The organism is Xenorhabdus entomophaga (assembly GCF_037996725.1).
Lineage (GTDB): Bacteria > Pseudomonadota > Gammaproteobacteria > Enterobacterales > Enterobacteriaceae > Xenorhabdus > Xenorhabdus khoisanae.
Genome location: NZ_JBBMXH010000270.1, coordinates 1 through 963 on the forward strand (window position 1 = coordinate 1; position 963 = coordinate 963).

Genomic DNA, 963 nt, shown 5'->3' on the forward strand with positions numbered 1-963 from the left:
GGGCATGTTCCAGTATCCGCCCATTGGCACGGTGGTTGAAATTGCGTTCGAAGGTGGCCGCCCTGACAAGCCTTTTATCCGCCAGACCTTGAGTCAGGGCAACACCCTGCCCGATATCCAGCCCGGTGAGCAATTGCAGCAGCAGCGGGCGGAAGTGTCGCAGCGGGTGACGCAGGACGGGAGCTGGATTAGACAGACTGACCAGACCATTAACGAATCGTCCATGCACCGTGAAGTCAAGGCAGACACGGAAACGCGCACCGTGATTGCACGGGAAACCACGGTACAGGCCACGGATAAGACCACAGTGTTAGGCACGTCTGCACTACTGGCAGGCGCTGTCCAGCACATTGCCGACGGGGATTACAGTCTCGCCACCTCAGAGAATTTTGTCGCCAGTGTGGGAAAAGAGGCCAATATTGACGTCGGGCAGAAACTGATTGAGAAAATCGGCCTGCTTAAGCAAAGCATCGCGGGCGCTAAACAAGAAATCGTCGCCCCTGTGGTCTGGGTGGGCAGCCAGCAAATCAACGTCATGACATTGATGTTAGAGACGCTGGATGTGGTCAGGGAACTGGCTGAACTGACCGCCGCCCATACCCATCACAACACAGGCACACCGGAGAACGCCAGCGCCATCAGGAACACGGCCTATAAATCGGATGGGCTGAAACAGAAGTATTCGCCTGTGATTGGGTGAATATCGCTCATTTGTGTGAGATTATTGACGCTATACCATAGGTTGATATTTTATGCTATAGGTATTAGACTGACTGTGTTGGCTTGAGAATGTCGCGCTATTAGATAGAGGCTACCAACCTCAGTCATAGCATTAAGGCCACCGGGTTAACTGCCCGGTGGCCTTTAACATTTAGGGATGAGCAATTTCTTTTCGTGCCAATTCAGCCAGAAAAGCAGAACGGTTTTTATAGTGACCGTTTCGCTCAATATAGCGGTCTATCG

The 963-nt window shown here is 52.5% G+C and carries 1 pseudogene; it reads left to right on the top strand.

The window, feature by feature from the left end:
- Positions 1-700, top strand: a pseudogene (locus tag AAC854_RS22700) (hypothetical protein); the annotation flags it as partial.
- Positions 701-963: the final 263 nt, after the last annotated feature.